This window comes from Arthrobacter halodurans, from assembly GCF_041877255.1.
GTDB classification, from domain to species: Bacteria; Actinomycetota; Actinomycetes; order Actinomycetales; family Micrococcaceae; genus Arthrobacter_N; species Arthrobacter_N halodurans.
Genome location: NZ_JBHDLJ010000004.1, coordinates 245,471 through 271,618 on the forward strand (window position 1 = coordinate 245,471; position 26,148 = coordinate 271,618).

Genomic DNA, 26,148 nt, shown 5'->3' on the forward strand with positions numbered 1-26,148 from the left:
GAATGCTCAGACGGCTGCCACCCGGCGCTCCACACCGGCCCACGGGCTCCACCTCGCGGCGCGCCTTCCTGGCCGGGCTCGGCGGGGCCGCCGCGCTCGGGATGGTGGGGTGTGGCGGCGCGGCCTCGGCCGCCCCGGAGGTCCGCTTCTTCCAGTCCAAGCCGGAGGTCATCCCCTACTTCGCGGATCTGCTCCGGGACTTCGCCGCGGAAAACCCCGGCATCCGTCCCATCCACGAGATCGGCGGCAGCCTCGGCGGCCTCGCCGGCACCTTCGTGCGGAACGACCCGCCGGACCTCGGATGCCTGAACTACAACTACGAGATGGCGAACTTCCAGGCGCGCGGCGAGCTCTCGGACCTCTCGGACCTTCCGCAGACGCAGGCCGTGTCCACGCTGGTCCAGGATCTCGTGGACCTGTACCCGGCGTTCCCCGGCCGCACGTCCGTGCTTCCGTACTCGATGATGGCCGCGTCCGTCATCTACAACCGCGACCTGTTCGAGAAGCACGGCGTCGCGGTCCCGACCACGTACAGCGAGCTGATCGCCGCCTGCAAGACGTTCGAGGCCGCCGACGTCACGCCCGTCTACAGCACCTTCGGCGACGCGTGGACCGTCATGCAGGGCCTGGTCGACTACTCGATCGGCGGCATGGTGGACGTGATCGACTTCTACCGGAAGATGCGGGAGCAGGGAGCCGACGTCACGCCGGACTCCCCCGTCTCCTTCAGCCGGGTGTTCCGCGAGCCGCTCGAGAAGATGCTGGAGATCGCCGCCTACTCGAACTCCGACGCCGCCGGCCGCAAGTACGGCGACGGCAACGTGGCCTTTGCGAACGGCGGGGCGGCGATGTACATGCAGGGGCCCTGGGCGCTCACCGAGCTGGAGAAGCTCAATCCGGACATCCGCGTGGGCACGTTCCCGCTGCCGATGACGGAGGACCCGGCCGACAACAAGGTGCGCGTCAACCTGGACCTTTCGCTCTGGATCCCGGAGAAGTCCGACCGCCAGGAGGAGGCCCGGGCGCTGCTGGGGTTCCTGACGCGGCCGCAGGTGCAGGACGCCTACAACGCCCACGCCCTCGGCTTCGGCGTCAGGAAGGACGCGCCGCCCGTCGAGGACGAGCGACTCCTGGAAATGCAGCCGTACGTGGACCGGGGCGCGTTCTACCAAGGCGCGTCCCAGGGCATTCCCCGCACCATCCCGTTCGAGAGCTACTCGCAGGCGATCGTCTTCGGCGCCGACCTCGAGAACACGCTCCGCACCCTCGACGCCGACTGGGCCCGCCTGGCCCGGCGCTCCTGACCCGCGACCGCCAAGGACCCCCGACATGGCTCTGACCACCACCCCCGTCCCCACGCCCACGGTGCAGGCCCCCCTGCCTCCCAGGCCAACGCGCCGCGTCGACCGCACGCACTATCTCTTCCTGTTGCCCGCCGTCGCCGCCTTCACCCTCTTCATCACCCTGCCGGCCGCCATGGGCATCTTCTTCAGCTTCACCAACTCAGTCGGCTACGGCGAATGGGACTTCGTCGGGTTCGCGAACTACGCGCTGATGCTGACGGACCCGGCCATCCTGGCCTCCTACGGCTTCACGCTCGGTTTCGCGGCGGTGACCGTTGTGGTGACCAACCTGATCGCCTTCCTGCTGGCCGTGGGCCTCACCTCGCGGATCCGCGCCCGCGTCTTCCTGCGCGCGGTGTTCGTGATCCCCATGGTGGTCTCGGCGATCATCATCGCCTACGTCTTCAACTTCCTGTTCTCCAAGTCGCTGCCGGCGGCCGCCCAGGCGGTCGGCTTCGGGCCGCTCGAGGAGAGCATCCTCGCCAACCCGGACCTCGCCTGGCTGTCGATCGTGCTGGTCACGGCGTGGCAGGCCATCCCCGGCACCATGCTGATCTACATCGCCGGCCTCGTCGCCATACCGCGCGAACTCTACGAGGCCTCCTCGCTCGACGGCGCCAGCGCGTGGCAGCAGATCAGGACCATCACCCTGCCGCTCATGGCCGGCTACGTCGTCATCAACGTGATCCTGACCTTCAAGAACTTCCTCAACGCCTACGACGTCATCATCGGTCTGACCGGAGGCGGCCCCGGCACGTCGACGCGCTCGGTCGCCATGACGATCTTCTCCGGCTTCGACACGGGCGACTACGCCTACCAGATGGCGAACGCCACCATCTTCTTCCTGATTGCACTCGCGATCGCAATGATCCAGCTGCGCCTGATGCGCGGAAAGGGGCAGGCCCGATGACCGCCCAGGGAACGACCACCCTCGACACCACCGGCACCACGCCCACCACGCGCGCCAAGGCCAAGACGACGAAGGACCGCGTCAACTGGCGTCTCACCGTCATCCTCGGGCTGTGCACCCTCGCGGTGCTCGTTCCGCTGTTCGTGACGGTCTCCATGGCCTTCAAGACGGGCGCCCAAGCCGTTCAGGGACAGGCCTTCGACCTGCCCAACCCGATCAGCGTCGAGGGATTCGTCGAGGCCTGGGAGCTGACCGACTTCCCCGTGAGCTTCTCCATCTCGCTGTTCGTCTCCGCCATCGCGGTGGCCGGCGCGATCCTCGTCAGCAGCGCCGCCGCCTACGCCATCCACGTCAACTGGGAACGCCGGTTCTTCCGCTTCTCGTTCTTCTACCTGCTGGCGGCCATGTTCCTGCCGTTCCCCGTGCTGGCGCTGTCCCAGATCAAGCTCACCGGCATCGTGGGCCTGGACAATCCGCTTGGCGTCGGCATCCTGCACGTGATGTTCGGCCTCGGCTTCAACGTCCTGCTGCTCACCACGTTCCTGCGGAACATGCCGGACGAGCTGGACGAGGCCGCGCGGATCGATGGGGCCAACACGTGGCAGACGTTCTGGCGCATCATCTTCCCGCTGCTCGCGCCGATGAGCGCGACGGTCGGGATCTTCGCCTTCCTGGCCTCCTGGAACGACTTCATGATGCCGTCGCTGATCATCTCCGACCCCACGGTGCAGACGCTGCCCGTCATCCAGCAGATCTTCCAGACGCAGTTCAGCGAGAACTACCACGTGTCCTTCGCGTCCTACCTCATGGCGATGGCACCCTCGATCGTCGTCTTCATCTTCACGCAGCGCTGGGTCCTCTCCGGGGTCACCCAGGGCGCCGTCAAGTAGCGGAACCCCACGCCCCACAGCCCGAAGGGAACAACGACCCGCTGCGGCCTTCCGCCGCGTCGCGCGGACGTGGGGAGCACGGAGCAGGACCAGAAGCAGGGCCAATCCTGGGTCCTTGCCGGCGCGCCCGAGGGGCGGCTGGACCGTGGTCTCGGCGCCCGCCGGGCGCGCGCGGCGAGCCTGTTCCAGCTGGCGCTGCCGGGTTCGGCGTACCTGTACCAAGGCGAGGAGCTCGGTCTGCACGAGGTCGGCGACATCGCGGACGAGGGCCGCCAGGATCCGACGTTCCTCCGGAGCCCGGGCGTCGACAAGGGCCGCGACGGCTGCTGCGTGCCGCTCCCGTGGGAGCGCGCGGGCAGCTCGTTCGGCTTCGGCGACGGCGGCGCGCACCTGCCGCAGCCGGGCTGGTTCGGCGAGTACTCGGTCGAGGCGCAGGACGATGTCGCGGGATCCACGCTGGAGCTCTACCGCGCGGCCCTGCGCCTGCGCCGCGAGCTGCGGACGGCCGAGAGTCTCGAGTGGCTGGAGACGGGATCCGAGTCAGTCCTGGCCTTCCGCCGCCCAAACGGCTGGGTGACGGTCACCAACTTCGGCGGCGGACCCGCCACGCTTCCGGAGGGCGAGGTGCTGCTGAGCAGCGCGCCGATCGCCGACGGGACGCTGCCCGGCGCCAGCACCGCCTGGCTGCTGCGCTAGCGCATGGTCTTCCGCCGGGGTCCACGTTCCCCGACCCGTCCACTCCCGCAGAGGACGTGGAATCCCGGGCCGATACCCCATCAGGATCGGATATCAAGCGCAGGCGAGGAGGCAGGCAGTGTTCAGCCGATCAAGCGGTTCCGTCCGGACTGTACCGCCGTGACACACAACAGGAGCATGAGCGCGGAGGTGACGAGCAAGGGAAGCGTCCAACTGCCGCTGAGATCGCGCAGGGCGCCGAAGGCCACGGGTCCGGCAGCCGCGATGGCGTAGCCGACGGACTGCGCCATCCCGGACAGCGAAGCGGCCTGCTGGTGGTTTCCGGTACGAAGGCTGAACAGAGACAACGCGATCACGATGAGGCTGCCGCAGCCGGCGGCCCCGACGACGATCCAGAGCAGGGAGAGTTGCGGCGCGAGGGCGAGTCCCGCATAGGCGCAGAATGCCAGGACACTGCTCCCCAGGGCCACCGGTCGCTGGTCCGCGGCACGGTGCAGCACGGCTCCGGCGGCCAGGCTGGCCAGCACGCCGACCAGGAGGAAGATCGAGGTGTGCAGGCCGGATGTCTCCGCGGGGATGCCCTGTTCGCGTTCGATTCCGGGTAGCCACGCGACCAGCACGAAGAACGCCAGCGACTGCAGCCCCATAAAGAGGGTGATCTGCCAGCCCAGCGCGGACTTCCAGGGCGAGCGGAAGGCTCCGGCGCGGCCGTCGACCTCGGCGACCACCGGATTCCGGGACCGCAGCCACGGGAGCAGGATGGCAAGGGCGATCAGCGCGAGCCCCACCCAGACTCCCAGCGCCAGTCGCCAGCCGTAGGCGGTGGCGTGGGCAATGGGAACGACGACGGCGGCGCCGGCCGCAGACACGGCGCCCTGGACCGCCGTGTACATGCCGGTTGCCTGGCTGACCCGGGACGGAAGGTCCCTTTTGACCAGCGAGGGAAGCAGGACGTTCAGGAAGGCAATGCCGGTCCCGATCAGCACGGTGCCGGACCAGACGGCTGCCTCCGCGGGAACGGACCGGCCGAGGATTCCCGTGGCGAGCAGCATCAGCGAGAGCCACAGGGCCCGGTCCAGGCCCAGCCGGCGCGCCAGGCCCGGCGCCACGGGCGAGAAAACCGCGAATGCGATCAGCGGCATCCCGGTCAGCAGGCCCGCGGTGCTGCCGGACCAGCCGAACTCCGCGCCGACGTCCGAAAGCACTGGCCCAACGCTGACAAACGCGACACGCAGGTTGACGGCGATGAGCAGAATGCCGAGGAACGCGGCGCCCCACCGCGCCGTGGGCACCGTCCTTGCCCCTTCAACCACCGACATCCCCGCTACCCCCGTCCCCGCACTCGGCCGCGACCACGGCACAGGCACCCATTCTGGCACGGGGTCTTCCGTGCCGGCCCCGCGGGACGCACTCCAGCGGGGCCGGAGATGGCGCATGCGCCGGGTCCATACCCAGCCCAGGTCCAGCGATGGGCCGAGTCCGAGCCTCGGCTTGAACAGCGCGCTAGTCGCCGACGGCGTCGCGCGCGCGCCGCACCAACAGCGGATCCGGCTCGTGGACCACCGAGGCGTCCTTGCCCTCGTAGTCGAACTGGTTCAGGAAGAAGCGCATGGCGTTGAGCCGTCCGCGCTTCTTGTCGTTGGACTTGATGGTGATCCACGGTGCGTGGTCCGTATCCGTGTGCAGGAAGGTCTTCTCCTTGGCGTCGGTGTAGTCGTCCCAGCGGTCCAGGGACGCCAGGTCCATCGGCGAGAGCTTCCAGTGGCGCACGGGGTCGATCTGCCGGATGGCGAAACGGGTCCGCTGCTCGTGGCGCGTCACCGAGAACCAGAACTTGGTCAGGTGGATGCCGGAGTCCACCAGCATCTTCTCGAACAGCGGCGCCTGCCCCATGAACGTGTTGTACTCCGCGTCCGTACAGAAACCCATCACCCGCTCGACGTTTGCCCGGTTGTACCAGGAGCGGTCGAACAACACGATCTCCCCCGCCGTGGGCAGGTGTTGGACGTAGCGCTGGAAGTACCACTGGCCCAGTTCGCGGTCCGACGGCTTGTTGAGCGCCACCGCGCGGGCGGACCGGGGGTTCAGGTGCTCGGTGAACCGCTTGATCGTCCCGCCCTTGCCGGCCGCGTCGCGCCCCTCGAACACGATGACGTGCCGGAGGCCGTGGTCCTGGCCCCAGTACTGGAACTTCAGCAGCTCGACCTGTAGGCGGTACTTCTCGAACTCGTACTCCTGGCGCGACATCAACTCCTCGTAGGGGTAGTCCTGGCGCCACGTCTCCACGGCGAGACCGCCGGGGTTGATGAGGTCGGGGTCCTCGCCCTGCCCGCCGCGGACCTGGTACCCCAGTCCCACGAGCTGGTCGATGGTCTCCCGCAGGTTATCCCTCACCCACGCGTCGTCGGGCACCCACCGCTCGCCTGCCACCGACATCGCATGCCCCTTCCGGCCGCTGACCCAGTTCGCCGGGTCGGACGCGCCTTCCGCGCCGCGGGTCCCCGTCGCGCCGCGGGCGCTTCCACCCGAGGTAAGAGTGCAACAGCCTGGCTCCGAACACAACGGGCCGAGCACCGCGAAGGTGCACCGGACGTTCCGCGCGGGGGTGTAGCCTGCGGAGAAACCCGCATTCAGGGGCCAAACGCCCGCGGCGAACACCGGCAATCCGGCACCGGTGGCGCGCGGCATGCTGGGCCCCGGCCGCCGGGTCGGGCCCACAGGTTGGAGGTTGCCTTCGTGAGCATCCGGATCGGCACATCCGGTTGGAGCTATGCCCACTGGAACGAGGTGCTGTACCCGCCCGGCACGGCCGACAGGGACCGGCTCGCCATCTACGTCCGCCATTTCGGCACGGTGGAATTGAATGCGAGCTTCTACCGCTGGCCCCGGGACCAGGTGTTCGCCGGATGGCGACGCCGACTACCCGACGATTTTGCCCTATCCGTCAAGGCTCCCCGGGGGCTCACCCACGCAAAGAAGCTCTACGCGCCGGAGATCTGGATCGAGCGGATCAAGGCTTCGTGGCACGAGTTGGCGGACAAGCGCGCCATCCTGCTGGTCCAGCTACCGCCGGCCATGGAACGCGACGATGCCCGGCTAGGCTATTTCCTCGACAAGCTGCCCGAGTGGATCCGCGTGACCGTCGAGTTCCGCCACCCCAGCTGGCACCATCCCGACGTGTACGCCCTACTCCGACACCACGGGGCCGCCTACTGCATCATGAGTGGCGCCAACCTGCCCTGCGTGCTCGCCACCACCGCGCCCTTCGTCTATGTCCGCATGCACGGACCGGACCACAACCACCTGTACGCGGGATCCTACTCGGACGCCGACCTGCAATGGTGGGCCGACAGGATCCGCACGTGGCAGGCAGACGGCAAGGACGTGTTCGTGTACTTCAACAACGACGGCGAGGGCAATGCCGTGCGCAACGCCGACACCCTCCGCCACATCCTCGGCCAGGGTTGACGCGGGCCACAACGCCGAGGCCGAACAAGCACCGTCCGCGGGCCGAAAGGCATCGGGCCTGCTCTCGGGCCGACATCCTCGAGGACCGGGTCGCCACGGCGATGATCGACCCGGTCGTCCGCCAATCGCAGGACCGCCTTCGGGCGCTACCGACCCGAAGAAGGCGACACAGGGTTCCTGCACTCGACAAAGAGGGAATATCGGGCACAATAACGAAAGCCGAATGAGAAACTTCGGACGCTTCGACTTCACGGACAGCGTCCCGGGGCCGGCGACAATCCGGCCATCGAAGGCCGCACGCAGAGGGGGACCATGGCATACCGGAAACCTCCGCACGGAGCCGCGGGGCGGAACACCGCCCGGGCACCGTGGCGCGTCTGGTGGAGGCTGCAGGGGACGGCGGCCGGCCTCTATCTGGTGGTCGGCGTGCTTCCCGGGTCCTTCCTCATGCCGTTCGGGTTCGCCGTCCTGCTGTACGTCGGGGTGGTGTTCGGCCTCCTCGCGCTGGCGACCTCGGCGGTCGCGATGCCATTGCTGAACAACGGCCGGAGATCGGCGGGGCGGCGGGCGGGCCTTTCCGTCCTGATCGGCACGCCGGTGGCCCTGTGGCTCGTGCCCACGACCATCCTTTTGCTGGGGACGCTGGTCGACGGGCTTGCCGTTCCCCGCGCGGTTTGGCCGTTCTCCGTCATCCCCGCGGCGGTCTACGGGGTCACCGCAGCTCTGGCGCTCCTGTGGGATGGGCGGGGCGGCGCCGGAGGCGGCAGGCCGGGCCCGACCCGACCGGTCGACGCCTAAGTCGTGGAACCCGGCACCATGCCAGGCATTCTCGGCTGGAACATCGGTGCCGGCCTCGCCGTGGTGGTGCTGGTGCTCGTCGCCGCCGGAATCACGGTCTTCGTCCGCCGCCGCATGCAGGGCCCCGGAGACTAGGGCGGAACGGCCCGCGGCACCACTCCCGGAGACCGTCGCCTACGGAGTGTCCATGAAGTCCCGGACCAGCAGGTTCCCGTGGACCCGGGTCCACCCGTCGGCCAGGAGGCGGGACACGTCCTGCCCGTCCGGGACCACCTTCGCCTCGCCCGGATGGAAACCTGTGGTGGTGCCTCCCGTCCCGCAGGACATCGTTCCGCTGCCCGCCTCCGCGAGACACACCGCCGCCACCTCCGCGGGAGACGGACCGGACTGGCGGGCGAGGTAGAATACGCGGGGACCGCGGTCCGTGGGAACCTCCGCGAGGAACCGCGCGCTCCCCTCGCGGACGAGGTCCCCGTCGAACGCACCGGGCGGCAGGGTGTCGCCGGAGTCGGCGGGCCCGTCCAGGATCGCGAAGCCAGAGCCCGTCTGCCCGCAGCCGGACAACGCCAGGGACACGGCGAGGACGGACGGGACGAGAACGGACGAGCGGCAGGCCCGCGCGGGCAACGTGCGTTTCATGGGTCCCCCTCCGTGACGGCTGATGCGTCCAGACTAGTCAGCGGCGAACGGGAGCGCGAGGGCTTGAGGGGCGCCGGCCGCGGAACCTCCGCCTACAGCAACCCCTCCGGATCCACGCGCACGTTGACCACCGGATCGCGCTGCGCCGAGGACGTCGCCTTGCGGCGCCGGAGCTCGGCGGCCACGGCCGCCCCGTCCGCGTACGGGAAGAAGGCCAGCCAGCGGTGCTCCCCCTCCCCCTCGATCACGGGACCGGTCAGGCGCACGGACGGAGGCAACTCGAGTGCCCCGACGAAGCGGTCGGCCGCCGCCGCCGGACCGGACACGACGGCGCTGCGCACCGCCGGCGGCAGTCCCAGCTCCCGGCGCTCGGCCAGCTCCCTTTCGGCGAACGCGGCGGGGTCCCAGCGAACCAGCGCACGCACCGGATCCGACGTCGAGGCCGCGACGACGACGATGCCGCCCGCGGACGCGGGTCGGGCCAGCGCCGCGGCGGCCATCCAGCGGTGGAGCACGTCCTCCGCCGTCCGCAACCCGTCCCGGGCCAGCATCCGGTCCCCGTCCAGCAGCAGCACGGCCGCGTAGCCGCCGTCGGCCACGGGCTCGGCTCCGGGCGTCGCGACGACGACGGCCGGGGCGGACCCGACCCGCTCGCGCGGCTGCGCGCCGGTGGCGCTGACCACGGGCGCCTGCGGGAAGGCCCGGCCCAGCTCCTCGGCCGTCCGGTCCGCGCCGATGGTGCTGGCGCGCAGCCTCCGCCCGCCGCATTCGGGGCAGATCCACGCCGGCGCCTGCTCGCCGCACCAGCGGCACGACGGCGCGGACCGCGCGTCGCGGAACCCGAGCGGACCGGAGCAGGCCGTGCAGCGGGCGCTTTCGCGGCACGTCTCGCAGCGCAGCGCCGGGACGAAGCCCGTCCGCGCCACCTGCACCAGGACGGGACCGGACGCCAGCGCGTCGGCGGCCGCCTTCCACGCGACGCGCGGAAGCCGCGCCGCGTGCAGCAGCGGGTCGCGTTCCTGTTCGTGCGAGTCCGAGCTGGCGACCACGCGCGGCGCCGCGTGCCGCAGCACGGTGCGCGGCGCGGCCAGCTCGGTCGCCCAGCCCGTGAGTACCAGCCGCTGCGCCTCCGCGCTGCGGCCGTGCCCGGCGGCCAGGAACGCGCAGCCGAGCTGCTCGGCGCGCAGCAGCAGCGTGTCGCGGGCGTGGTGGTACGGGGCCCGCGGTTCTGCGTGGCTGGAGTCGTGGTCCTCCCACAGCACCAGCAGTCCCGCGTCCCGCACGGGGGCGAACGCGGCGGAGCGCGTGCCGACGGCGATCGACACCTCGCCGCGGCTGGCGCGCAGGAAGTTGCGGTAGCGCGGCGTCGCGCCGTCCTCCGCGGAGAGGCGCGCGTAGCCGGCGCCGAACTGGGCGTCCAGCGCCTCGGTGAGCCGGTGCAGGTCCCGCGCGTCGGGGACCACCACGACGGCGCCGCGCCCCGAGGCCACGCAGGCCCGCACGGCGGCGGTCAGCAGCGCCGGCCAGCCGCCGGGCTGGTTGGGCAGGACGCTCGCGACGGCCCGCGGCGAACCGCCGGCGGCCAGGGACGAGATGAAGGCGGCGCCGCCGTCGTACTCGGCGAACGGCCCCGGGTCTGCGGACCGCTTCGGGCTCCCGGACGGCCCCGGGCCGGCCCCGGGCGCGTCGGCTGCCGCGGGCGCGTCTGCTGCCCCGGGCGCGGTCGCTGCCCCGGTCGTCTCGGCGCGGGGCTCCTGTTCCACGCGCGCCATGCGCGGGGGCACGGCGCTGCGCACGACGTCGGAGACCGAGCCCGCGTAGCGGGCGGCGACGGCCTCGCAGAGCCGCAACACCCCCGGCAGCAGGACCACCTCCGGGGACACGACCTTCCCAAGCGGCTGCAGGCGCACGCCCGCCTCGGCCTCCGCGCGGCGGTCGACGATGAAGCCGGCGAGCTCCTGCCCCCCGAATCGGACCTTGACCCGAGCGCCGACCCGGGCGTCCGCGGCCAGGCCGGCAGGCACCAGGTAGTCGTAGTAGCGGTCCAGGTGCGGCACCGGGGTCTCCAGCAGCACGCGCGCGACGGGGAGCTCGGCCGCCGGGACCGGGGACCCCGGCAGCGGCTTGGCGACGTCGAAGCCCTGCAGCAGCGAGGGCTGGCGGGGCTCCACGGGCCCGATCAGGCGTTGAAGTAGCTGCGCAGGGCGTCGGCGCGGTCCGTGTGCTCCCAGGTGAAGTCGGCGTCCTCGCGGCCGAAGTGGCCGTGGGCCGCGGTCCGCTGGTAGATCGGGCGCTTGAGGTCCAGGTCCTCGATGATGCCCAGCGGGCGCAGGTCGAAGACCTCTTGGACGGCGTCGGCGATCCGCAGCGGGTCGACCGTCTCGGTGCCGAACGTCTCCACGTACAGTCCCACCGGGTGGGCGACGCCGATCGCGTACGCGACCTGGATCTCCACGCGGCGGGCCAGCCCCGCGGCGACGACGTTCTTGGCGATCCAGCGCATGGCGTAGGCCGCGGACCGGTCCACCTTCGAGGGGTCCTTGCCGCTGAACGCGCCGCCGCCGTGGCGGGCGAACCCGCCGTAGGTGTCGACGATGATCTTGCGGCCGGTCAGGCCGGCGTCGCCGACGGGACCGCCGATGATGAACGGGCCCGAGGGGTTGAGGATGATCCGGGTGTTGCTGGTGTCGAGCTCGGTGCCCGCGAGCACGGGCTTGACGACGAGCTCCAGCAGGTCCTCGCGCAGCTGCGGCAGGAGCAGCTCGCTGGCGTGCTGGGCGGAGACGACGACGGTCTCCACGGACACGGGCCGGTCGCCGTCGTAGCCGATGGTGACCTGGGTCTTGCCGTCCGGGCGCAGCAGGGACTGTTCGCCGGACTTCCGGACCTCGGTGAGCCGCTCGGAGAGCCGGTGGGCCAGGAAGATCGGCGTGGGCATGCCCACGGCGGTCTCGTCGGAGGCGTAGCCGAACATGATGCCCTGGTCGCCGGCGCCCTGCAGGTCGCGCGCGTCCTTCTGGATGCCCTCGCGGGCCTCGAGCGAGTTGAAGACGCCGTCGGCGATCTCCCGGGACTGCTGGCCGATCGACACGGAGACCCCGCACCGCGCACCGTCGAAGCCGTTGGCCGAGGAGTCGTAGCCGATGTCCAGGAGCGTCTGCCGGACCAGCTGCGGGATCTCCACGTAGCCGTCCGTGGTGACTTCGCCCGCCACGTGCACGAGCCCGGTCGTCGTCAGGGTCTCGACGGCGACCCGGGAGTTCGGGTCCTGCGCCAGCATGGCGTCGAGGATCGCGTCGCTGATCTGGTCGCAGATCTTGTCCGGGTGGCCCTCGGTGACCGATTCGGAGCTGAATAGGCGCAGGGCGGCGTTCTGATGAGTCACCCGACCACTCTACCGGCTCAGCTGGGCCCCGATGATCCCGACGATCCCGGCGGCTACGCGGTCTTTCGTGCCCTCGAACCGGCGCGGTCCGCTACCGTCGGCGGAGAGCACGGTCACCGAGTTGCGGTCCGTGCCGAAGACGAGCTTCTCCCCCACCTGGTTGACCACGAGCAGCTCGCAGCCCTTCCGCGAGAGCTTCGCGTGGCCGTGCTCCAGCACGCCCGCGGCCGCGTCGCCCGTCTCGGCGGCGAATCCCACGACGAGGCGCGGCAGGCGGCTCCGCTGGCCCTCGGCGTTCCGCCGAGCGACCAGCTCGGCGAGGATGTCCGGGTTGCGGACGAGTTCGATGGTCGGCGCGCCGCCGTCGTCGCCCTTCTTGATCTTGCTCGCGGCGTACTCCGCGGGACGGAAGTCGGCGACCGCGGCCGCCATGACCAGCACGTCCGCCCCCTCGGCGGCGGCGTTCACGGCCTCGCGCAGCTCCAGCGCCGTGGAGGTGGCGGCCAGTTCCACGCCCTCGGGGGCGGGATCGTCCATGTGCGCGGCGACGAAGCGGACCTTGGCGCCGGCCGCGAGCGCGGCGCGTGCGATCGCGATACCCTGCTTGCCCGACGAGCGGTTCCCGAGGAACCGCACCGGATCCAGGGGCTCCCGCGTGCCGCCCGCCGTCACGACGACGGTCCGCCCGGCCAGCGGGCCCCGCGCCCGCGGGACGGGTGCCGACGAGGCGGGCTCGTCGCCGTCCCGGCGGGTGGCGGCTCCATCGCGAGGCCCGGTTCCCGGATCCCCCGCGGACGAGGACGCGCGCCGCCCCGGGGCGCCGGCGAGCAGGTCCGCGACGGCGGCGAAGAGGTCGTCCGGCTCGGGCAGCCGCCCGGCGCCGGAATCCTTGCCGGTCAGGCGTCCGACGGCGGGCTCGACGACGACGGCGCCGCGTTCGCGCAGCGTCGCGACATTGGCCCGGGTCGCCGGGTGCTCCCACATCTCGGTGTGCATGGCGGGGGCGAACACGACCGGGCAGCGCGCCGCGAGCAGGGTGTTCGTGAGCAGGTCGTTGGCCAGGCCCGCGGCGGCCCGCGCCAGCAGGTCCGCCGTCGCGGGCGCGACCACGACGAGGTCGGCCTCCTGGCCGAGCCGCACGTGGTTGACCGTGTCGACGGCGTCGAACACGTCCGCGGTCACCGGCCGCCCCGAGAGCGCCTCCCAGGTGGCCTTGCCGACGAACTCGAGCGCCGAACGGGTCGGCACCACGTCCACGTGGTGACCGGCCTCCTTAAACAACCGAAGCAGCGACGCCACTTTGTAGGCTGCGATTCCGCCGCCGACTCCAAGGACGATGCGCTGCTGGGTTGCCATCGGGGGAGGTGCTACTCGGCGGGCTCGGCGTCGATCGGGGTGACCTTCAGCAGGCCGGTGTTGATCTCGCGCAGCGCGATCGAGAGCGGCTTCTCGTTAAGCTTGGTGTCGACGAGCGGGCCGACGTATTCGAACAGGCCCTCGTGGAGCTGCGAGTAGTAGGCGTTGATCTGCCGCGCGCGCTTGGCGGAGTTGATGACCAGGGCGTACTTGGAATCGGTCGTCGTCAGCAGTTCATCGATCGGCGGATTGATGATGCCCTCAAGGTTCGTGGACACGAAGCCTCCAAATTCTGTGAGTTGTTCGTCGGTGCCGGTCCGGCTACCGCGTGTGCGGCGTCAGGCCCATGTGGGAAACCAGCTCGTCGGCCGCGCGCCGGATCTCGTCGTTCACGATGGTGACGTCGAATTCCGGCTCGGCGGCGAGTTCCAGTTTAGCCGTATCCAGGCGGCGCTGTTGTTCCGCCTCGCTCTCGGTGCCCCGGCCCACGAGTCGGCGGACCAATTCCTCCCACGTCGGCGGCGCCAAAAAGACGAATTTCGCCTCCGGCATGCTCTCCTTGACCTGCCGTGCGCCCTGCAGGTCGATCTCGAGCAGGACGTGCTTGCCGGCGTCGACGGCCTCTTGGACCTTGGAGCGGATGGTGCCGTAGCGGTTCTGCCCGTGGACGACCGCCCATTCGAGCATCTCGCCGCGCTCCACGAGCGACTCGAACTCCTCCGGCGGCAGGAAGAAGTAGTGCACCCCCTCCTGCTCACCCGGCCGCGGGGCGCGCGTGGTGGCGGAGACGGAGAGCCAGACCTCGGGGTAGTTGTCGCGGATGTAGGTGGAAATCGTCCCCTTGCCGACGGCCGTGGGGCCCGCCAGTACGGTGACGTGTGAGCGGCTCTCTGCCGGCATGTTGTCCTTCGTTACTCTTTTGTCGGCGGCGGCGCGTCCGTGAAGTGCTGGATCAGCGCCGCCCGTTGTTTGCGGCCGAGGCCGCGCAGTCTCCGGTTCGGCGAGATGCCGATCCGTTCCATCAGTGCCGCCGCGCGGATCTCCCCGACGCCCGGAACGGACTCGAGGAGGTCGGCCACGCGCAGCCGTCCGACGGCCTCGTCCTCGGCCGTCATGTCCAGCAGTTCGGTGATGCCCAGCCGGCCGGAGCCGAACGCGTTCTTCACCTCCGCGCGCCGCGTTCGCGACTGGAGGGCCTTGGCCCGCGCCCTCGCGCGGTCCTCGTCCGACAATGACTTCAGAACCATTGCGTACACCCCAGTTGACTAGGAATCCCGGTGGAATTGGTTGACCTGCACCGAACCTAGCGAACCGATCCACTCCGCGCAATGGCGGCAGCCTACCGACCCTAGACGAGAGTGTCGCGCGTCCGCAAGGCGGCGCTCCGCAGCGCCGCCGCATCCGGTCCCGCCCGGAGGATGTCGCGGCTGCTCGTGGCCAGGAGCTGCGGCCAGCAGTCGGCGAACGCGGCGCGCAGGTCCGCCCCCGTCGCGCCCTGGGCGCCCAGGCCCGGGGCCAGGATCGGCGCCCGGGAGCCCGCCAGGTCGATGCCCAGGCGGGCGAGCGCGTCCCCGACCGTGGCGCCGACGACGAGGCCGGTCGACCCGAAGGGGGACGCCCCGGAGTTCTCGCGCCCGGCGGCGTCGACGATCCCCCGGGCGACGGACCGCTCCCCGCCGACGTGCTGGACGGAGGCGCCCTCGGGATTGGAGGTCAGGGCGAGCACGAACACGCCGCGTCCCGTCCGGCGTGCGAGGTCCAGCGCCGGGCGCAGCGACTCGTAGCCCAAGTACGGGCTCAGGGTCACGGCGTCGGCCGCGAGGGGCGAGCCCTCCCCCAGCCAAGCCGCGGCGTAGGCGTCCATGGTGGAGCCGATGTCCCCGCGCTTGGCGTCCGCGATGCTCAGCAGCCCGGCTTCGGCGCAGGCGGCGAGGGTCTCCTCGAGCACCGCCATCCCGCGGGATCCGTGCCGCTCGTACAGGGCCACCTGCGGTTTCACGGCGGCGACCTGCCCGGCCAGCGCCCCGACGACGGTGCGCGAGAAGGCGCGCAGCCCCTCGGCGTCGTCCGGCAGGGACCACTGCTCCAGCAGCCCGGGGTGCGGGTCGATGCCCACGCAGAGCGGACCGTGCTCCGCCATCGCCGCGGCGAGGCGTTCGCCGAACGGCCGGCGGGTCGGCGTGCCGGCGGCCACGCTAGAGCGCCGCCGCGGTCGAGGCCTTCAGCCGGGCCGCGTGCTCCTGCAGGCTGGTGACCGACCAGGAGTACTGGCGCATGGCCTCGATCGCCTGGATGGCCGCGCCGAACTCGGCGACCGTGGTGATGACCGGAGTCCCGACGGACGTCGCGGCCGCGCGGATCTCGTAGCCGTCGTGGCGGGCGTCTCCGCCGGAGGGCGTGTTGAGGATCATGTCGATGCGGCCCTCGGTGATGAGGTCCACGATGTTGTCCTCCCCCTCGGCGCTGCCCTCGCGGACCTTCCGGACCACGGTGGCGCGGATGCCGTTGCGCCGCAGGACCTCCGCGGTCCCTCCCGTGGACACGATCTCGAAGCCGAGGTCCGCCAGGTGCTTCACCGGGATGACGATCGAGCGCTTGTCCCGGTTGGCCACGGAGACGAACACCTTGCCGGACGTCGGCAACGGGTTGTTCGCGGCGGCCTGGCTCTTGGCGAAGGCGGTGTCGAAGTGCTTGTCGATCCCCATGACCTCGCCGGTGGAGCGCATCTCGGGGCCGAGCAGCGAGTCGACGACGCGTCCCTCGGGCGTGCGGAAACGCGCGAAGGGCAGGACGGCCTCCTTGACGGAGACCGGGGCGTCGGCCGGGAGGCGGGAGCCGTCGCCGGTCGCGGGCAGCAGGCCGTGCACGGAGCGGAGCTCGGCGATCGTCACGCCGGTGCCGATGAGCGCGGCGGCCTTGGCCAGCTGGACGCCCGTGGCCTTGGACACGAACGGGACGGTCCGCGAGGCGCGCGGGTTGGCCTCGATCACGTAGAGGACGTCGGAGGCCAGGGCGAACTGGATGTTGATGAGCCCGCGCACGCCCACGCCCGCGGCAATGGCACGGGTGGCCTCGCGGACGCGGTCGACCACGTCGGTGCCGAGCGTGATGGGGGGCAGCACGCAGGCGGAGTCGCCGGAGTGGATGCCGGCCTCCTCGATGTGCTCCATGATGCCGCCCACGAAGAGGTCCACGCCGTCGTAGAGCGCGTCGACGTCGATCTCGATCGCGTCCTCGAGGAAGCGGTCGACCAGGACCGGGTGGTCCGGGGTGATCTCGGTGGCGTTGGCGATGTAGCGCGAGAGGTTCGGCTCGTCGTAGACGATCTCCATGCCGCGTCCGCCCAGCACGTAGGACGGGCGGACGAGCACCGGGTAGCCGATCTCGTCGGCGATCTTCTTGGCCTCCTCGAAGGACACCGCGGTGCCGTTCTTCGGGGAGATCAGCCCGGCGCCGTCGAGCACGCGGGAGAACGCACCGCGGTGCTCGGCGAGGTCGATGGCCTCCGGCGAGGTGCCGAGGATCGGCACCCCGGCGTCCGCGAGCTCCTGGGCAAGCTTCAGCGGGGTCTGCCCGCCGAGCTGGACGAACACGCCCAGCACGCCGCCGGTGCTCTCCTCCGCCGCGATGACCTCGAGGACGTCCTCGAGCGTCAGCGGCTCGAAGTACAGGCGGGTGGACACGTCGTAGTCCGTGGACACGGTTTCCGGGTTGCAGTTGACCATCACGGTCTCGTAGCCGGCGTCGCGCAGGGCCATGGTCGCGTGCACGCAGGAGTAGTCGAACTCGATGCCTTGGCCGATCCGGTTCGGGCCGGAACCCAGGATGATGACCGAGGGCTTCTCGTGCCGGCCGATCTCCGTCTCCTCGTCGTAGGAGGAGTAGTGGTACGGCGTGTAGGCCTCGAACTCCGCGGCGCAGGTGTCCACCGTCTTGAACACCGGCCGGACGCCCAGCGCGTGCCGGACGCCGCGCACCACCGCCTCGGGCGTGTGGGTCAGCATCCCGATCTGCTCGTCGGAGAACCCGTGGCGCTTGGCCAGGCGGAGCACCGGCTCGGTGAGGGCGCCGGCGGCGCGGACGGCCTCGGCCGTCTCGTTGATGAGCACGAGCTGGTCCAGGAACCACGGGTCGATCCCCGTCGCCGCGTAGAGCTGCTCGACGCTGGCCCCGCCGAGCAGCGCCCGCTGCACCTGGGCGAGCCGGTCCGTGGTCGGGCGCTTGGCGAGCTCGACGAGCTCCGCCGTGCCGGACGCGTCCGGGGCGTCGAAGGAGAGCTGGGAGCCCTTCTGCTCGAGTGAGCGCAGGGCCTTCTGGAGCGCCTCGGTGAAGTTGCGGCCGATGGCCATCGCCTCGCCGACGCTCTTCATGGTGGTGGTCAGCGTGGGGTCCGCCGCCGGGAACTTCTCGAACGCGAAGCGCGGGACCTTCACGACGACGTAGTCGAGCGTCGGCTCGAAGGAGGCCGGCGTCTTGCGCGTGATGTCGTTGGGGATCTCGTCGAGCGTGTAGCCCAGCGCCAGCTTGGTCGCGATCTTGGCGATCGCGAAACCGGTCGCCTTGGACGCGAGCGCGGAGGAGCGCGAGACGCGCGGGTTCATCTCGATCACGACGACGCGGCCGGTGTCCGGCTCGATCGCGAACTGGATGTTGCAGCCGCCCGTGTCGACACCGACCTCGCGGATGACCGCGATGGAGATGTCGCGCAGGTTCTGGTACTCGCGGTCGGTGAGTGTCATCGCCGGGGCTACGGTGATGGAGTCGCCGGTGTGCACGCCGACCGGGTCGAAGTTCTCGATGGAGCACACGACGACGACGTTGTCGTTCTTGTCGCGCATCATCTCCAGCTCGTATTCCTTCCAGCCCAGGATCGACTCCTCGAGCAGGACCTCGGAGGTCGGGCTGTACTGGATGCCGGCGCCGGCGATCCGGCGCAGGTCCTCGTCGTTGTAGGCCAGGCCCGAGCCGAGGCCGCCCATGGTGAAGGACGGGCGCACGACCACCGGGTAGCCGAGCTCCGCGACGGCCGCGAAGGCCTCGTCCATGGTGTGGACGATCAGCGACTTCGCCGACTCCGCGCCGCAGCGCTCGACGACGCCCTTGAACTTCTCGCGGTCCTCGCCGAGCTCGATCGCGGCGATGTTCGCGCCGATCAGCTCCACGCCGTACTTCTCCAGCACGCCGTTCTTGTCCAGGGCGATCGCCGCGTTGAGCGCGGTCTGCCCGCCCAGCGTGGGCAGGATCGCGTCCGGGCGCTCCTTGGCGATGATCATCTCCACGACCTCGGGGGTGATCGGCTCGACGTACGTGGCGTCGGCGAACTCCGGGTCGGTCATGATGGTCGCCGGGTTCGAGTTCACGAGGATGACGCGGACGCCCTCCTCCTTGAGCACCCGCAGGGCCTGGGTGCCCGAGTAGTCGAACTCCGCGGCCTGCCCGATGACGATCGGGCCGGACCCGATGACCAGGACTGACGTGAGGTCTTCGCGCTTGGGCATTACTTCTCTTCCTTGGAGTCGGACGCGGCGCCGGACTTCGCCCGGGCCATCACGTCGATAAAGCGGTCAAAGAGGTACGCGGAGTCGTGCGGGCCGGAGGCCGCCTCCGGGTGGTACTGGACGGAAAACGCCGGGATGTCCAGGCAGCGCAGTCCCTCGACGACGTCGTCGTTCAGGCTGACGTGGCTGACCTCGACGCGGCCGAAGCGCGCCTCCGGGGCGGTCTCGGCTCCCCCGCGCGGGGCGTCGACGGCGAACCCGTGGTTCTGGCTGGTGATCTCCACCTTGCCGGTGGCCCGGTCCATCACGGGCTGGTTGATCCCGCGGTGGCCGTAGCGCAGCTTGTAGGTGCCGAAGCCCAGGGCGCGGCCGAGGATCTGGTTGCCGAAGCAGATGCCGAAGAAGGGCACGCCGCGGTCCAGCACCTCACGCAACAGGTGGACCTGCGTGTCCGCGGTGGCCGGGTCGCCGGGGCCGTTGGACATGAACACTCCGTCGGGCCCGACGGCCAGGACGTCGTCGATGGTCGAGGTGGCGGGCAGGACGTGGACGCGCACCCCTCGCTCGGCGAGGCGGTGCGGGGTCATGGCCTTGATGCCGAGGTCGATCGCCGCCACGGTGAACAGGGGTTCCCCCACCCAGCCGCGGTCGGCGGGCTCCACCGTGTAGGCGGTGTCGACGCTGACCTCCTCGGCCAGCCGGGAGCCTTCCATGGGGGCCTGCGCGCGGACCTCCTCGAGCAGCCGGTCCTCCGGGCGGCGGGCGTCGTCGCCGGAGAAGACCCCGGCCTTCATGGCGCCGCGCTCGCGCAGGTGCCGGGTGACGGCGCGCGTGTCCACGCCCTGGATGCCCACGATGCCCTGCTCGGCGAGCTCCTCGTCGAGCGGGCGCTCCGAGCGCCAGTTGGACGGGCGGCGCGCCGCGTCGCGCACGATGTAGCCGGCGACCCAGATGCGGCGCGACTCAGCGTCGGCGCGGTTCACGCCGGTGTTGCCGATGTGCGGCGCGGTCTGCACGACGAGCTGCCGGGCGTAGGACGGATCGGTGATCGTCTCCTGGTAGCCGGTCATGCCGGTCGCGAAGACGGCCTCGCCGAGGGCCGTGCCGAGGGCGCCGTAGCCGGTGCCGCGGAAGACGCGTCCGTCCTCGAGCACCAGTACTGCCGGCTCGGTGTTGGTCTGTGCGCTCACTTGTTGTCCTTGTCTGCTGCGGGGAAATCGTCTGCTGCGGGTGTCTTGTCGGCGGCGCGGAAATCGTCCGCCGCGGGGGGTTTGCCTGCCGGGGGAACGAGCGCCGCGACGGCGTCGTGCAGGACGGCGGCCTGCGCGGGGCGGCGCGGCCGGAAGCCGGTGTCCACCGCGCGGTCGCCGAGGCGCCAGGTGAGCACGACGAGTCCGTCCCGCTCGACGAACTTGCCGGCCATCCCGGAGTCGCGGCGCACGCCGGCCAGGTCCGCCCGGGGGATGTAGAGGTCCTTGGCTCCGGAGCGGACGAAGAGGATCCCGCCGTCGTGGACCTCCAGCGTCGCGTTGGTGCGCACCCCGAGCGAGTGCACGGCGATGCGGTCCAGCCAGTCGCCGGCCGTCGTCGTGCTGACGTACTGCCCCTCGGCGCTCGCCGCCGGGTCGCCGAGTCCCGGCGGGACCTCGGCGGGGGCGGCCACGCCGCCCTGGCGGCGCAGGCGGTTGCGCCACCCGAGGCCGACCAGCGCGACCAGCGCGACGCAGACGGCGAGGGTGATCAGGATGGCGGGCAGGTACTCGGACATCAGTGGCCGCCGTCCGTCGCGCGCGGCGAGGCGAGCTCGCCGTCGAGCACGGTGGGGTGGCCGTGGAAGAAGGTCGCGACGACGGCGCCGGGCAGTTCGAGCCCCGCGAAGGGCGAGTTGCGGCCCATGGTCGCCATCTTCCCCGGGTCAACGGTCCAGCGCGCCGCCGGGTCCACGAGCACGATGTTGGCGGGCTCGCCGGCCTGCAGCGGGCGGCCCTGGTCCTCCAGCAGGCCGATCCGGGCCGGGGCGGCGGAGGTGATCCGGGCGAAGTCGGCCCAGGTGATCAGGCCCGTCTCGATCATGGTGTGCTGGACCACCGACAGCGCCGTCTCCAGCCCCGTCATGCCCATGGCCGCCTGCGCCCACTCGCACTCCTTGTCCTCGCTGGGGTGCGGGGCGTGGTCGGTGCCGACGATGTCGATGATGCCGTCGGCGAGGGCCTCGCGCAGCGCCATGACGTCCGCCTCGCGGCGCAGCGGCGGGTTCACCTTGTAGACGGGGTTGTAGGTGCGGACCAGCTCCTCGGTGAGCAGCAGGTGGTGCGGGGTGACCTCGGCGGTCACGCGGATGCCGCGGGCCTTGGCCCAGCGGAGGATCTCCACGCTGCCGGCGGTGGAGACGTGGCAGACGTGGAGCCGGGAGCCGACGTGCTGGGCCAGCAGCACGTCGCGGGCGATAATGCTCTCCTCGGCGACCGCGGGCCAGCCGGCGAGCCCGAGGACGGCGGAGACGTCGCCCTCGTTCATCTGCGCGCCCTCGGTCAGGCGCGGCTCCTGGGAGTGCTGGGCGATCACGCCGTCGAACGCCTTGACGTACTCCAGCGCCCGCCGCATGAGCACCGGGTCGCTGACGCAGACGCCGTCGTCGGAGAAGACGCGGACGCGGGCCCGGGAGTCGGCCATGGCCCCGAGCTCGGAGAGCCGCTCCCCCGCGAGCCCGACCGTGACGGCCCCGACCGGACGCACGTCGACCCAGCCGCTGCGCCGGCCCAGGCTCCAGACCTGTTCGACGACGCCCGCGGTGTCCGCGACGGGGTTCGAGTTGGCCATCGCGTGGACGGCGGTGAAGCCGCCGAGGGCGGCGGCGCGGGTCCCGGTCTCCACGGTCTCGGCGTCCTCCCGGCCGGGCTCGCGCAGGTGGGTGTGCAGGTCGACCAGCCCGGGCAGGGCGATCAGCCCGTCGGCCTCGACGACGGTGGCCGCCGCGGCGCGCGGATCGGCCGCCGCCGCCGGGCCGACGGCCGCGATGCGCCCTGCGCTGACGAGCAGGTCGGCGGGGCCGGCGCCGAGCGGGGAGGCGCCGCGGATGAGGAAGTCGCCTTCTGTGGCGGTGGTGTTCATGGTTCTCTCCGAGTTCTAGTTCGCGGGTCCGCGGTGCTGTTCGCCGGACAGGAGCAGGTAGAGGACGGCCATGCGGACGGACACGCCGTTGCTGACCTGTTCCAGGACCGTGGAGCGGGCCGAGTCCGCGGCGCCGGATGAGATCTCCAGGCCGCGGTTCATGGGACCGGGGTGCATGATGACGGTGTCGGCGAAGCCGCGCTCGTCCAGCGCGGCCAGCCGCGCGTCGTCGAGGCCCCAGCGGCGCGAGTACTCGCGCGTGCTGGGGAAGAACGAGGCGTTCATCCGCTCGCCCTGCACGCGCAGCATCATCACGGCGTCGGGGCCCTGGGCCAGCGCGTCGTCGAGGTCGTAGCTGATGGCGCACGGCCAGGCCGCCGCGCCAACGGGCAGCAGGGTCGGCGGCGCGACCAGCGTGACCTCGGCACCGAGGGTGCGCAGGAGCCACAGGTTGGAGCGGGCGACGCGGGAGTGCAGGACGTCCCCCACGATGACGATCCGCAGCCCGGCGAGGTCCCCGCCGAGGGACGGCCCGCCGTGGAGCCGGGCCCAGTGCCGGCGCAGCGTGAACGCGTCCAGCAGGGCCTGGGTGGGGTGCTCGTGCGTCCCGTCGCCAGCGTTCACGACGGCGGACGAGATCCAGTCGGTCGACGCGAGCCGGGCCGGGGCGCCGGAGGACGGGTGGCGGATGACGACGGCGTCCGCGCCCATCGCCTCGAGCGTCTGCGCGGTGTCCTTGAGCGACTCGCCCTTGGAGACGGAGGAGCCCTTCGCCGCGAAGTTGATGACGTCGGCGGAGAGCCGCTTGGCCGCCGCCTCGAAGGAGATCCGGGTGCGGGTGGAGTCCTCGAAGAAGAGGTTGACGACCGTCCGGCCGCGCAGGGCCGGGAGCTTCTTGATCTCCCGTGTCCCGACGGCCGCCATCTCCTCGGCGACGTCCAGGATCCGGATCGCGTCGTCGCGGGACAGGTCCAGGGTGGACAGCAGGTGCCTCACGCGGTCCCCTCGATCGCGACCTCGTTGAGCGGGCGCCCGTCGCGGCTGTCCGTCTCGCCGAGGCGGACGCGCACCTTCTCGCTGGTGGCCGTGGGGAGGTTCTTGCCGACGTGGTCGGCGCGGATCGGCAGCTCGCGGTGGCCGCGGTCCACGAGGACGGCGAGGCGCACGATCCGGGGCCGGCCGAGGTCCACGAGCGCGTCCAGCGCGGCGCGGATGGTCCGGCCGGAGTAGAGGACGTCGTCGACGAGGACGACCACCTTGCCGTCGATGCCCCCCGCCGGGAGCCGCGTGGCGGCCGGCGTGCGGGCCGTGCCGTGGCGCAGGTCGTCGCGGTACAGGGTCACGTCGAGCTGGCCGACGATCTGCTCCGGGTCCACCGAGCTTTCGGAGGCCGCGATCCGGCGGGCCAGGCGCTGGGCGATCGGGAAGCCCCGGCGCGGAATGCCGAGCAGGACCAGGTCGCGGGGACCCTTGTTGGCCTCCAGGATTTCATGGGCGATGCGCGTGAGGACGCGCTCGATATCACCTTCGGACAAAACGGTCCGTGCGTTCTTCGGCCCGGTGACGTCGGGCCGCTGTGTCGCGCCTTCGGTATCCATGATGCCGCCTCCTTCCCCGCCTCACAGGACGGCATTTAAAGGGTGACTGCCTCGTCAAAATTACCACAGCGGCACCCCGTGAATCGCTCCGAGCCCCGCCGTCCTAAGCTGTAGGCCATGAGCCCTTCCTCACAGCGACACCCCACCGCCCCCGTGGACGGGCACGGCGCGCCGCCGACGCCCGCGTGGCCGGAGCGGCGCCCGGCCAGGACGGTCGGACCGGCAGCGCGCCACGGTCGCGCCTGGTCCGGAGCCGGCACGGTCGCCGCCTTCGTCCTCTGCTCCGCCGTGCTGGTCCTCGTCGGGGTGTGGCTGGCGGGTTGGCTGGGGCCCGAGACGCTTTTCGTGGTGGGGCTGCTGGCGCTGGTGCCGCTGGGCATCTGCGCGGCGGGGCTGTGGTGGGTGGACCGCTGGGACCCCGAACCGAAGTCCGCCCTGGGCCTGGCGGTCGTCTGGGGGGCGGGGGCGTCGGTGGTCCTGACGCTGCTCGTCTCCGAGGCCGTGACGATGCCGATGGCGGTCCTGGCGCCCGCGGCCGACGCCGAGCTGCTCGGCGCGGTGGTGCAGGCGCCGCTGGTCGAGGAGCTGGCGAAGGGCCTGGGCGTGCTGCTGGTGTTCTTCGTGGCGTGGTCGCACTTCGACGGCCCGATCGACGGGATCGTCTACGGCGGCGCGGTCGGGGCGGGATTCGCCTTCACGGAGAACATCCTCTACTTCTCGGGGGCCTTCGCGCAGGGCGGATCGGAGGCCCTGACGGTCTTCGTCATGCGGGGGCTGCTGTCCCCCTTCGCGCACGTGCTGTTCACGGCCTGGACGGGCTTCGCCCTCGGGCTCGCCGCCTCGCGCGGCGCGCGCGGGCGCTGGCCGCTGTACTTCCTGCTGGGCCTCGTGCCGGCCATCGCCGGGCACTTCCTCTGGAACGGCGGTCTCGCGCTCCTGTTCCAGGACTTCTGGTCCTTCTACGTCCTGCTCCAAATGCCGCTGTTCGCGTGCGCCGTGGCGGCCGTCTGGATGCTGCGCCGGGCCGAGCGGCGGCTGACCGAGCAACGGCTCGGCGACTACCGGGACGCGGGCTGGTTCACCGACGAGGAGGTCGAGATGCTGGCGACCGGGCCGGGGCGGCGCGCCGCGGCGGCGTGGGCCCGACGCTACGGGGCCGGCGGGCTCATGCGGGACTTCGCGGGCTCGGCGGCGCGGCTCGCGGCGGTGCGGCACCGCATCCTCCGCGGGCACGGCGTCGACGCGGCGCGGGCGGAGGAGACGCGGCTGCTCACGCTCGTGCTGCGCCAACGCCAGCAGCTCCTCGCCCAGGTCGGGGCGCCGCGGTCGGGTGGGGCCTGAGCGCGCCGGCGCGCCGCTCACACCCGCCGGGCCGACGCGGGGCCCGATGCCCCGGGAACGCGCGGAAGGCCCGGACCAATGGTCCGGGCCTTCCGCGCGGGAGACGCCGGCCGGCTAGGCCAGCAGCGTCGGCTTGAGCTGTTGGATCCGGCCGAGCAGACCGTTGATGAATTCGGGCGACTCGTCGGTGGACAGGACCCGGGCGAGGGCCACGGCCTCGGCCACGGCCACGCCGTCCGGGACGTCGTCGTTGTAGAGCAACTCCCACGCGCCGATCCGCAGCACCGTGCGGTCCACGGCGGGCATGCGGTCCAGGGTCCAGCCCTTGGCGTAGGTGCCGAGGATCTCGTCGATCCGCTCTCCCTCCGCCATGACCCCCTCGATCAGCGTCACGGTGTACTCGTTGACGGTGATATCCGTGGATTCGCGGCGCAGGCGCAGGGCCTCCAGCGGGGAGACGTCGCGCTGCTCCGCCTCGAAGAGAATGTCCAGAGCCCGGCGACGGGCCTTGGTGCGTGCGCTCACTAGCTGACTCGCCCCAGGTAGTCGCCGGTGCGGGTGTCGACCTTGACCTTGGTGTTCTGCTCCACGAACAGCGGCACCTGGATCTCGTAGCCGGTCTCCAGCGTGGCGGGCTTCGTGCCGGCCGACGAGCGGTCGCCCTGCAGGCCCGGCTCGGTGTAGGTGATCTCGAGGACCACGGACGGCGGAAGCTCCACGTAGAGGGGCTCCCCCTCGTGCAGCGCGATCGTCGCCATCTGGCTCTCGAGCATGAAGTTGGCGGCGTCGCCGACGATCGCGGAGGGCACCGTGATCTGGTCGTAGTCGGTGGTATCCATGAACACGTAGTCCGCACCGTCCTGGTACAGGTACTGGTAGTCGCCGCGATCGACCGTAGCGGTCTCGATCTTCAGGCCGGCGTTGAACGTCTTGTCGACGAGCTTGCCGGAGCGCACGTTGCGCATCTTGGTGCGCACGAACGCGCCGCCCTTGCCCGGCTTGACGTGCTGGAACTCGACGATGTTCCACAGCTGGCCCTCCAGCTTGAGGACCGTACCGTTCTTGATGTCATTGGTGGTAGCCACGGGTACTCTCTCTGTTTTCGCCCGGTCCGC

At 71.3% G+C, this 26,148-nt stretch carries 24 protein-coding genes and 1 pseudogene; 7 read left to right on the plus strand and 18 right to left on the minus strand.

Annotated features, from left to right (window positions below):
* The first annotated feature begins 2 nt into the window (after nt 1–2).
* The 4 genes and pseudogenes from ACETWP_RS07220 to ACETWP_RS07235 form a co-directional block, all read left to right on the plus strand.
* On the plus strand, nt 3–1,304 hold the full coding sequence (locus ACETWP_RS07220) for an ABC transporter substrate-binding protein (protein ID WP_373971540.1): 1,302 nt from the start codon (nt 3–5) through the stop codon (nt 1,302–1,304).
* Nucleotides 1,305–1,329: 25 nt separating this feature from the next.
* Entirely contained in the window at nt 1,330–2,253 is a 924-nt protein-coding gene (locus ACETWP_RS07225; RefSeq protein WP_373971541.1) for a carbohydrate ABC transporter permease, read from the plus strand.
* Nucleotides 2,250–3,143 (plus strand): carbohydrate ABC transporter permease, encoded by an 894-nt coding sequence (locus tag ACETWP_RS07230; protein WP_373971542.1) that lies wholly within the window; start codon nt 2,250–2,252, stop codon nt 3,141–3,143. The genes ACETWP_RS07225 and ACETWP_RS07230 overlap by 4 nt, the downstream gene beginning before the upstream one ends.
* 36 nt (nt 3,144–3,179) lie before the next feature.
* Nucleotides 3,180–3,839, plus strand: a pseudogene (locus ACETWP_RS07235) (alpha-amylase family glycosyl hydrolase); the annotation flags it as partial.
* Nucleotides 3,840–3,961: 122 nt separating this feature from the next.
* On the opposite strand, the gene ACETWP_RS07240 reads toward ACETWP_RS07235, so the two are convergent.
* On the minus strand, nt 3,962–5,131 hold the full coding sequence (locus ACETWP_RS07240; RefSeq protein ID WP_373971543.1) for an MFS transporter: 1,170 nt from the start codon (nt 5,129–5,131) through the stop codon (nt 3,962–3,964).
* A gap of 211 nt (nt 5,132–5,342) precedes the next feature.
* A complete protein-coding gene (gene ppk2, locus ACETWP_RS07245) occupies nt 5,343–6,275 on the minus strand; it encodes a polyphosphate kinase 2 (protein ID WP_373971544.1) in 933 nt (310 codons plus the stop codon).
* Nucleotides 6,276–6,575: 300 nt separating this feature from the next.
* On the opposite strand from ppk2, the gene ACETWP_RS07250 reads away from it, so the two are divergent.
* Both ACETWP_RS07250 and ACETWP_RS07255 read left to right on the plus strand, forming a co-directional pair.
* Entirely contained in the window at nt 6,576–7,307 is a 732-nt protein-coding gene (locus tag ACETWP_RS07250; RefSeq protein ID WP_373971545.1) for a DUF72 domain-containing protein, read from the plus strand.
* A gap of 312 nt (nt 7,308–7,619) precedes the next feature.
* Nucleotides 7,620–8,105 (plus strand): hypothetical protein, encoded by a 486-nt coding sequence (locus ACETWP_RS07255; protein WP_373971546.1) that lies wholly within the window; start codon nt 7,620–7,622, stop codon nt 8,103–8,105.
* Nucleotides 8,106–8,279: 174 nt separating this feature from the next.
* Here ACETWP_RS07255 and ACETWP_RS07260 read toward each other — a convergent pair whose 3' ends face one another.
* From ACETWP_RS07260 to pyrR, 14 genes are all read right to left on the minus strand, one after another.
* Nucleotides 8,280–8,744 (minus strand): hypothetical protein, encoded by a 465-nt coding sequence (locus ACETWP_RS07260; protein WP_373971547.1) that lies wholly within the window; start codon nt 8,742–8,744, stop codon nt 8,280–8,282.
* Nucleotides 8,745–8,836: 92 nt separating this feature from the next.
* Nucleotides 8,837–10,915, minus strand: a complete 2,079-nt coding sequence (locus ACETWP_RS07265; protein ID WP_373971548.1) for a primosomal protein N' family DNA-binding protein — start codon at nt 10,913–10,915, stop codon at nt 8,837–8,839.
* A gap of 8 nt (nt 10,916–10,923) precedes the next feature.
* A complete protein-coding gene (gene metK, locus ACETWP_RS07270) occupies nt 10,924–12,129 on the minus strand; it encodes a methionine adenosyltransferase (RefSeq protein ID WP_373971549.1) in 1,206 nt (401 codons plus the stop codon).
* Between the two features lie 9 nt (nt 12,130–12,138).
* Nucleotides 12,139–13,485, minus strand: coding sequence for a bifunctional phosphopantothenoylcysteine decarboxylase/phosphopantothenate synthase (locus ACETWP_RS07275; RefSeq protein ID WP_373971550.1), 1,347 nt, complete (start codon nt 13,483–13,485; stop codon nt 12,139–12,141).
* 11 nt (nt 13,486–13,496) lie between these two features.
* Nucleotides 13,497–13,763 (minus strand): DNA-directed RNA polymerase subunit omega, encoded by a 267-nt coding sequence (gene rpoZ, locus ACETWP_RS07280; RefSeq protein WP_373971551.1) that lies wholly within the window; start codon nt 13,761–13,763, stop codon nt 13,497–13,499.
* 43 nt (nt 13,764–13,806) lie between these two features.
* Complete coding sequence (gene gmk, locus ACETWP_RS07285; protein ID WP_373971552.1) at nt 13,807–14,385, minus strand: guanylate kinase; 579 nt, start codon at nt 14,383–14,385, stop codon at nt 13,807–13,809.
* A gap of 11 nt (nt 14,386–14,396) precedes the next feature.
* On the minus strand, nt 14,397–14,732 hold the full coding sequence (mihF, locus tag ACETWP_RS07290; protein WP_373971553.1) for an integration host factor, actinobacterial type: 336 nt from the start codon (nt 14,730–14,732) through the stop codon (nt 14,397–14,399).
* Between the two features lie 101 nt (nt 14,733–14,833).
* Complete coding sequence (pyrF, locus tag ACETWP_RS07295; protein ID WP_373971554.1) at nt 14,834–15,679, minus strand: orotidine-5'-phosphate decarboxylase; 846 nt, start codon at nt 15,677–15,679, stop codon at nt 14,834–14,836.
* 1 nt (nt 15,680) lies between these two features.
* Nucleotides 15,681–18,983: a carbamoyl-phosphate synthase large subunit gene (gene carB / locus ACETWP_RS07300; RefSeq protein ID WP_373971555.1), complete on the minus strand. Its 3,303-nt coding sequence runs from the start codon at nt 18,981–18,983 to the stop codon at nt 15,681–15,683.
* The gene (gene carA / locus ACETWP_RS07305; protein ID WP_373971556.1) at nt 18,983–20,173 is read right to left on the minus strand and encodes a glutamine-hydrolyzing carbamoyl-phosphate synthase small subunit; all 1,191 of its coding nucleotides are present in this window, start codon (nt 20,171–20,173) and stop codon (nt 18,983–18,985) included. Before carA ends, carB begins: the two co-directional genes overlap by 1 nt.
* A complete protein-coding gene (locus ACETWP_RS07310; protein ID WP_373971557.1) occupies nt 20,170–20,751 on the minus strand; it encodes a PH-like domain-containing protein in 582 nt (193 codons plus the stop codon). The genes carA and ACETWP_RS07310 overlap by 4 nt, the downstream gene beginning before the upstream one ends.
* On the minus strand, nt 20,751–22,094 hold the full coding sequence (locus ACETWP_RS07315; RefSeq protein ID WP_373971558.1) for a dihydroorotase: 1,344 nt from the start codon (nt 22,092–22,094) through the stop codon (nt 20,751–20,753). The genes ACETWP_RS07310 and ACETWP_RS07315 overlap by 1 nt, the downstream gene beginning before the upstream one ends.
* Before the next feature lie 15 nt (nt 22,095–22,109).
* The gene (locus ACETWP_RS07320; RefSeq protein ID WP_373971559.1) at nt 22,110–23,090 is read right to left on the minus strand and encodes an aspartate carbamoyltransferase catalytic subunit; all 981 of its coding nucleotides are present in this window, start codon (nt 23,088–23,090) and stop codon (nt 22,110–22,112) included.
* Entirely contained in the window at nt 23,087–23,692 is a 606-nt protein-coding gene (pyrR, locus tag ACETWP_RS07325; RefSeq protein ID WP_373971560.1) for a bifunctional pyr operon transcriptional regulator/uracil phosphoribosyltransferase PyrR, read from the minus strand. Before pyrR ends, ACETWP_RS07320 begins: the two co-directional genes overlap by 4 nt.
* A 117-nt stretch (nt 23,693–23,809) precedes the next feature.
* Here pyrR and ACETWP_RS07330 point away from each other — a divergent pair, with 117 nt between their 5' ends.
* A complete protein-coding gene (locus ACETWP_RS07330) occupies nt 23,810–25,033 on the plus strand; it encodes a PrsW family intramembrane metalloprotease (RefSeq protein ID WP_373971561.1) in 1,224 nt (407 codons plus the stop codon).
* 114 nt (nt 25,034–25,147) lie between these two features.
* Here ACETWP_RS07330 and nusB read toward each other — a convergent pair whose 3' ends face one another.
* The gene (gene nusB, locus ACETWP_RS07335; protein WP_373971562.1) at nt 25,148–25,558 is read right to left on the minus strand and encodes a transcription antitermination factor NusB; all 411 of its coding nucleotides are present in this window, start codon (nt 25,556–25,558) and stop codon (nt 25,148–25,150) included.
* Nucleotides 25,558–26,118 carry an elongation factor P gene (gene efp / locus ACETWP_RS07340; protein WP_373971563.1) on the minus strand — a complete coding sequence of 187 codons (561 nt, stop codon included), beginning with the start codon at nt 26,116–26,118 and terminating at the stop codon, nt 25,558–25,560. Before efp ends, nusB begins: the two co-directional genes overlap by 1 nt.
* Nucleotides 26,119–26,148: the final 30 nt, after the last annotated feature.

What these genes read in the sequence shown, in the direction of transcription:
- ppk2 (WP_373971544.1), bottom strand. Translation starts at nt 6,275, where the DNA reads ATGTCGGTGGCAGGCGAGCGGTGGGTGCCCGACGACGCGTGGGTGAGG.
- pyrR (WP_373971560.1), bottom strand. Translation starts at nt 23,692, where the DNA reads ATGGATACCGAAGGCGCGACACAGCGGCCCGACGTCACCGGGCCGAAG.
- ACETWP_RS07220 (WP_373971540.1), top strand. Translation starts at nt 3, where the DNA reads ATGCTCAGACGGCTGCCACCCGGCGCTCCACACCGGCCCACGGGCTCC.
- ACETWP_RS07310 (WP_373971557.1), bottom strand. Translation starts at nt 20,751, where the DNA reads ATGTCCGAGTACCTGCCCGCCATCCTGATCACCCTCGCCGTCTGCGTC.
- gmk (WP_373971552.1), bottom strand. Translation starts at nt 14,385, where the DNA reads ATGCCGGCAGAGAGCCGCTCACACGTCACCGTACTGGCGGGCCCCACG.
- ACETWP_RS07230 (WP_373971542.1), top strand. Translation starts at nt 2,250, where the DNA reads ATGACCGCCCAGGGAACGACCACCCTCGACACCACCGGCACCACGCCC.
- ACETWP_RS07255 (WP_373971546.1), top strand. Translation starts at nt 7,620, where the DNA reads ATGGCATACCGGAAACCTCCGCACGGAGCCGCGGGGCGGAACACCGCC.
- ACETWP_RS07275 (WP_373971550.1), bottom strand. Translation starts at nt 13,485, where the DNA reads ATGGCAACCCAGCAGCGCATCGTCCTTGGAGTCGGCGGCGGAATCGCA.
- ACETWP_RS07225 (WP_373971541.1), top strand. Translation starts at nt 1,330, where the DNA reads ATGGCTCTGACCACCACCCCCGTCCCCACGCCCACGGTGCAGGCCCCC.
- carB (WP_373971555.1), bottom strand. Translation starts at nt 18,983, where the DNA reads ATGCCCAAGCGCGAAGACCTCACGTCAGTCCTGGTCATCGGGTCCGGC.
- ACETWP_RS07260 (WP_373971547.1), bottom strand. Translation starts at nt 8,744, where the DNA reads ATGAAACGCACGTTGCCCGCGCGGGCCTGCCGCTCGTCCGTTCTCGTC.
- ACETWP_RS07330 (WP_373971561.1), top strand. Translation starts at nt 23,810, where the DNA reads ATGAGCCCTTCCTCACAGCGACACCCCACCGCCCCCGTGGACGGGCAC.
- mihF (WP_373971553.1), bottom strand. Translation starts at nt 14,732, where the DNA reads ATGGTTCTGAAGTCATTGTCGGACGAGGACCGCGCGAGGGCGCGGGCC.
- ACETWP_RS07315 (WP_373971558.1), bottom strand. Translation starts at nt 22,094, where the DNA reads ATGAACACCACCGCCACAGAAGGCGACTTCCTCATCCGCGGCGCCTCC.